Source organism: Bradyrhizobium genomosp. III, from assembly GCF_000261705.1.
In the GTDB taxonomy this organism is placed as follows: Bacteria; Pseudomonadota; Alphaproteobacteria; order Rhizobiales; family Xanthobacteraceae; genus Bradyrhizobium; species Bradyrhizobium ottawaense.
Map to the genome: position 1 here is coordinate 21,044 of NZ_AJQF01000450.1, position 6,000 is coordinate 27,043.

At 57.0% G+C, this 6,000-nt stretch carries 3 protein-coding genes and 1 pseudogene; all 4 read left to right on the forward strand.

Features of this window, described 5'->3' with window-relative positions; translation table 11 throughout:
* Positions 1 to 1,296: 1,296 nt before the first annotated feature.
* Positions 1,297 to 2,490 (forward strand): pyridoxal phosphate-dependent aminotransferase, encoded by a 1,194-nt coding sequence (locus IC66_RS0135930; RefSeq protein ID WP_049802023.1) that lies wholly within the window; start codon positions 1,297 to 1,299, stop codon positions 2,488 to 2,490.
* Between the two features lie 500 nt (positions 2,491 to 2,990).
* On the forward strand, positions 2,991 to 4,745 hold the full coding sequence (nodU, locus tag IC66_RS0135935; protein WP_080588739.1) for a nodulation protein NodU: 1,755 nt from the start codon (positions 2,991 to 2,993) through the stop codon (positions 4,743 to 4,745).
* 439 nt (positions 4,746 to 5,184) lie between these two features.
* A complete protein-coding gene (locus IC66_RS0135945) occupies positions 5,185 to 5,412 on the forward strand; it encodes a hypothetical protein (protein ID WP_038950857.1) in 228 nt (75 codons plus the stop codon).
* Positions 5,413 to 5,473: 61 nt separating this feature from the next.
* Positions 5,474 to 6,000, forward strand: a pseudogene (locus tag IC66_RS43990) (transposase); the annotation flags it as partial.

Genomic DNA, 6,000 nt, shown 5'->3' on the forward strand with positions numbered 1-6,000 from the left:
AAGCAAGCGTCGTACCACTCCTTTGAAAATACTGGCTGGCACTTCTAGAGCGAGGAAAATTGGAACACGAGCCACTCTAGCCACTCAGTTGAGTGTTGTGCCTCGTTCAGGCCCTCACACGATGTTCAAGATGCTACGACTGTGTGCGAAAAGCGCCACACCGGAGCGAAGGTGCGAGTGCTTGAAGTCAGTGAAAGCCTTCTGATGTTCCACTCATTTCCTTCCATTCTGCGGGGAAACCACCAAAGCGGGTCCTTACGGACGACCAGCATTAGAAAAGGGCTCCAAGCAGGCCTGGTAGCGGCGCGTTGGTATTTTCGTGTTTTGCGAGTAAGACCCGGCAGATGATGCAAAGCGACCCATTGCGCGATTGCCGATACCGAGAGCCGGGTCCTGGACAGTCGAAGTGCGCACGTCCGTCTGCGGGACAGAGTAACGAATGGACTTATAGGCAACCTAGCCCCTCCGTTCTTTGGCCAACTCACATTTGGTAGCCGCTGTGCGCACACTGCTACGAACAGGCTCTCTGGGGTAGCGAGCGCCTGACCGATCTCGCGGCCCGATGTTTTCCTGCCTTACCCTAATCAATCTCAGGGGGCGAGTGACGAATAGAACGGCTTTGTCGATCTCAACCTCCACAGAGTGAAAACCGTCCTTCTCACGCCATTGTAATCTTCGCTTCCATTTGGCTTACATATTGACCCTCTATCATCAGCTTGCATGGTGCATGATTGTCTGGAAAGGTCGCAACATCTTAACGCGCGTTTTCAACGCGTACCGGATCAACTACTAACACTGGTGATTGATCAGGCACCAAAATTCCTGGCGATGACACACCGTGCCGCCTGCGCGGATCGGGCGCCGATGCACCTTGAACGAATTTGGCAGGAGCAACTGCAATATGTCACCGTCAACGGCTCTGTCGCGACGCACGTGCCTAGTCCTCACGTTTGCGAAATCCTTTGAGCCCGAGGTCGTTCAAGTATCCACGTGCCGGCTGCAAAACGCTTCGCAAGTAGGAGGATGGCAGGGGCCCGCATTTTGCAAGCAGTCCAGCCGTTCTATGCAGCGTAGTCGAGCCAAAGAGCCGTCAGTTTGATGTTGAGCCACAATTGTCGCACCAAGCACTCAGCATGGAGCGACGGGCGATTAGGCTGTCGGCTTTGTGTAGGGGGGCTGTGTCGGTGTAGGTGAGATCGCCAGCCTCGCCGAATATGGTTCGATGGCTAGACCGCGAGAGTACGGCGGTCGCGAGCTTTGGCTCGCTGCTCGAGTTCGACGACCGTAGGAGGTCACTTGCAGTCAGACTCGATATCGTTCTGTTTTACAGAGCGTGTGCCCGGCGCCCAGGACGTGGCGTCGGGTTCTGCTTTTGGCGGGCATGAGTTTATCGATCTCGCAAATGACGAGATCTTCCAGTCACTCTCATTAGCGCACGAGAGGGCGATGGTTACTGTCGATTCTGGGGCGAGCGGCGTCCTGGATCCCATTGGCCTCATGCCGCTCCGCAAAGCTATTGCGGAAAGGCTCGCCGCCCAGACAGGCTTTGATTGGAGTGCGGAAGAGATCGCAATCACTGCCGGCTCAAAGGAAGCGCTGCTTTGTGCGGGCCTGGCTGTCCTAGAGCGGGGCGACGAAGTTATCATTATCCGCCCCTGGCAACCGTTTGTCCCAGCACTGGTTCACGCCGCTGGCGCAGTACCAGTGTTCGTCGACGCTCAGCGCCCACGATATACTCCTGATGGCAACTCAATCCGAGCTGCCATTACATCGCGGACTAAAGCGATGATTATCAATTCACCCAACAATCCGACGGGCGCAGTCTACAGCCGAACAACATTGCAGGACGTCGGCGAGCTTGCTATCGAATTCCGAATATGGATCATTTCGGACGAGCGCTACTCAAGATTGGTATTCACTGGTTTACACCGCCATGAGTCGATCGTCGTGGCGCACCCCGCCGTGCGATCGCGAACGATCATGGTCAATCCATGTTCACAGGCGCTGGAGATATCAGGCTCTCGCTTGGGTTATTTCGCGGCTCCAAGGGCCATCGTTTCCGCCGCTAGAAAGCTTCAGGGCTATGCAGCGATGATACCAAGTCGAGAGGCGCAGCAGGCTACGCTGAGCCACTTTCAGGTCGGCGGCCGTATTGAGCGGGAGACATACCAACGGCTTTTCGACGCTCGCGACATAGGTCTTAACATCCTTTCTAATCTACGTGATGTAACGCCACCTCGTGCCGACGGGGCATTATTCTTCTATCTTGATCTGAACAGGCTTGCATCTGCTTTGCAGGACGAAGGTCGCGTTGGAGTGACGGATGATGTTGCAAGCTGGCTCCTGAAGCAAACTAACGTGGCTTGCGTTGGGGGAGACGCGTTTGGCGACGTCAACGGTCTGCGACTCTCATTCGGCGCCCCTCCGGGGGCATCGGCCATCGGCCTGACGCGCGTCGTCCAGGCGCTAAATAGCCTTAGGATCAAATAACGGCCGGTCCAGTTCCAGACGAAAGGCATGGTTGTGAATATCTGCGCTTCAGCTGATGACTTGCACTCGGCAATGTAAGCAGCTCCTATGTCCGTTAACGGCGAGCATCGGTCGAATCGTAACGTCAAAGACCGCATTTCGTCGCCGCCTCTGGAGGTCACGTCTCCTGATCTGGTCGACGATCTCACCATCCGGTAAAGAGTTCCGATGCACTCGTTCGCTCGACGTCGGAGAAGGCACAAAGGGCCGCAGGTCGCACGCACGCAAATTGTCGCCGTAGGCGGGAGTGCTTGGTCCGAAACCGAACGCGTCCGGTGTCACGAATCGGTCAAGTCGCTTCCAACTCCGACTTTGATCAGACAATCGCCAGCGATTCCACTGATTTGAACTGGCCCAGAGCGTGCATCGTGACAGATGGGAGCCCATCTGAGTCTCGCGATGAGCAACAGTTGCGGCGCCTTCAAGTCGAGTGGATCACCGGCATTAGGTTCGGAGACAGTATGCGCATCTGCGGTATCAAACTGACCCATGACGGAGCAGTCGCTCTTATCGAGGACGGACGGCTTGTCTTTTGTATCGAGCAGGAGAAGCGGGGCAATAATCCGCGATATCAAAAAATCGACAATCTCGATGCAGTTGTTGTCGCCCTGGCAGAGCACGGTTTTGATCCGCGAGACGTTGATCGCTTCGTCATCGACGGATGGTGGGGCGAGGTCGAGTCACAATTTGAGGTTTTCAGTGGGACTGCACCCATTACCCTTAAAGGGGCGCCGTATGTTGAGGGCGATGCCGAAGGCCTCCTCATAGCGCACGACGGCTCTGGGCTAATGCTCAACGGGAGCGCCTTCCCCTATCAAAGCTATCCGCATGTCACAGCCCATGTGGCTTCGGCCTTTTGTACTAGCCCTTTCGCCAAGGCCGGGCAGCCCGCGTTCTGTCTGGTGTGGGACGGCGCCTCCTTTCCACGTCTCTACCATATAGAACGCCGCGCAGCCAGGTTCCTCGAGTGCCTCTTCCCGCTGATCGGGCATGCTTATGCTGCCGCAGGCTACCACTTCGGACCATACAAGCAGTCGAACCGGACCAAGTGGGACCTCGGTGTTGCGGGCAAGTTGATGGCCTATATCGCGCTCGGTTCGGTCGACGAAGGCATCGTCGAGGTGTTTCAGGAGCTCTACGAAAAGCACTTTAGCACGTTTACGGAGCCAGTCGATCGTTGCAGCGAGGACGCCGCGCTTGAGCCTGTCCACGAGTTCTTCGATGCCAGCGCGCTACGGTTAAAAGCCAAAGCCCCCGAAGATGTGCTTGCATCCTTTCATTGGTTCCAAGAGCGTCTGCTCGTTACCAAGCTCGCGAGTGCTATACAGAGACATTCGAGGCTTCCCGCGCGCAATCTGTGCATCGCCGGCGGTTGCGGTCTCAACATAAAATGGAATAGCACACTACGAGCTGCCGGCTTGTTCGATGCTATCTGGGTGCCACCCTTTCCGAATGACAGTGGCTCGGCAATAGGTGCCGCTTGCTCCGCATTAGGGGCGGACCAAGGCTTTGTACCATTGGAATGGTCCGTCTATAGTGGTCCAGCCGTGGAACGAGGCGACGTGCCGCCCGGATGGGACGGCTCACCATGTAGCATGCGTGAACTTGCAACGATTCTCGCCAGCAACAAGCCCGTCATTTTCCTTGCCGGCCGCGCGGAGCTTGGACCTCGGGCTTTGGGTAGCAGAAGCATACTGGCCGCGGCGACATCGCCGCGAATGAAGGACCGTCTCAACGACATCAAACTTCGCGAGCACTTCCGGCCGGTAGCGCCAATATGCCTGGAGGATCGTGCGCCGGATATTTTTAGTCCTGGAACGCCAGACCCTTACATGCTCTTCGAGCACCTAACACGAGCAGAATGGCGGGCCAAGATCCCCGCTGTTGTGCATCTGGACGGATCTGCTCGATTGCAGACTATTTGCAGGACCTCTCAGCACAAAATCGCCGAACTTCTCGTCGAATACGAGGGCCTCACGGGCATTCCGCTACTATGCAACACAAGCGCCAATCACAATGGACGCGGGTTTTTCCCGAATGCGGCATCTGCCTGCCAGTGGGACCGCGTTGACCACGTGTGGTGCGATGGCGTGCTGTGGACGAAACGCGCGGGCGGAGACTCAGTGCTGGCCAACGACATCTTTCTCTCTCAGCGCGCGGAGGCGGAACCGTACGCCAAAGATCGGATACCTCCCGCCAGAGGCCGCCTTGTTTGACGAATGCGATCGCTGCAGGCCTAGGGGTAACGAAGAAAGGTAGGGATCGCGACCAAAGCAATCCGTTTTCTGCTGAAGACTTGGCCGCTATATTCCGTCAAGCTCCATGGAGAGGATGCAAGGATTCCGAAAACAGGATCAAGGCCGGTTCGCTCGTCTATCACGACGCATTGCACGTCGTACCGTACCTCGCGAGATACACTTTCGGGCGCCGAGAGGAGCTATGCGGCTTGGACATCGATGACGTTCTCGAAGAGAATGGAATCCCCTATATCTTCATTCGGCCGAACGAGCACCGAGCGCTGAAGAATCTGCAGTCGATGCGGCGAGTGCCGCTCATAAGTGAAGTTCTCCGACTTGGGTTTCTTCAATACCACTCCGCCATTAAAAAGCTGGGCCAACCGGACTCGGCGACACGTTCTATGGTGATTGGATCAAAGTGCCAAACGTCGCGGTGCCCAATGCCGCCGAGAAGAAGGTTTTCCATTCGTTTCGCAAAAGCGGAGGCGCTGATCTGAAGCACGCTGGCGTGGCTTCTGAACTCCGCGCCGACATACTCGGCCATGGCGGCGACAACATTACGGAAGAGCGATACGCCAGTTCGGCCAAACTCAAGCAGATGTTGGAAGCGCTCCAAAAGCTACCAATCGTGCCCGATCACATCTGACCTTGCCCCTCGGGCTTGATCCAGTTTGAAGTTCGTTCTGGCCCACCACAAGGACCAGAGCATGAAGCGCAGCCGCTTTTCGGAAGAGCAGATCATCGGGATTTTGAAGGAGCATGAGGCCGGCGTGTCGGTCGCCGATCTGTGCCGCAAGCATGGCGTCAGCGACGCCAGCATCTACAAATGGAAGGCCAAGTTCGGTGGCATGGAGGTGTCGGAGGCCAAGCGGCTAAAGACGCTGGAGGACGAGAACACGCGACTGAAACGGCTGCTGGCCGACTCCATGCTGGACAATGCGGCGTTGAAGGACCTCTTGGGAAAGAAGTGGTGACGCCCGCGGCCAAGCGGAAGGCTGTCGCGCATCTCGTGGCTGCCCACGGGATGAGTGAACGGCGGGCGTGTAAAGCCATCGGCTGCTGCCGCATGACCATGAGATACCGGACGACCCGGGCGGACGAAGCCGGCGTTCGCCAGCGCATGAAGGCGATCGCCCAGGAGCGCCGCCGCTTCGGCTATCGGCGCCTCCATGTTCTGCTCAAGCGGGAAGGCTATCTGATCAACCACAAGAAGCTGTTCCGGCTCTACCGGGAA

Bases quoted from the DNA above. Each gene is read 5' to 3' on its own strand.
- nodU (WP_080588739.1), top strand. From the start codon at position 2,991: ATGCGCATCTGCGGTATCAAACTGACCCATGACGGAGCAGTCGCTCTT.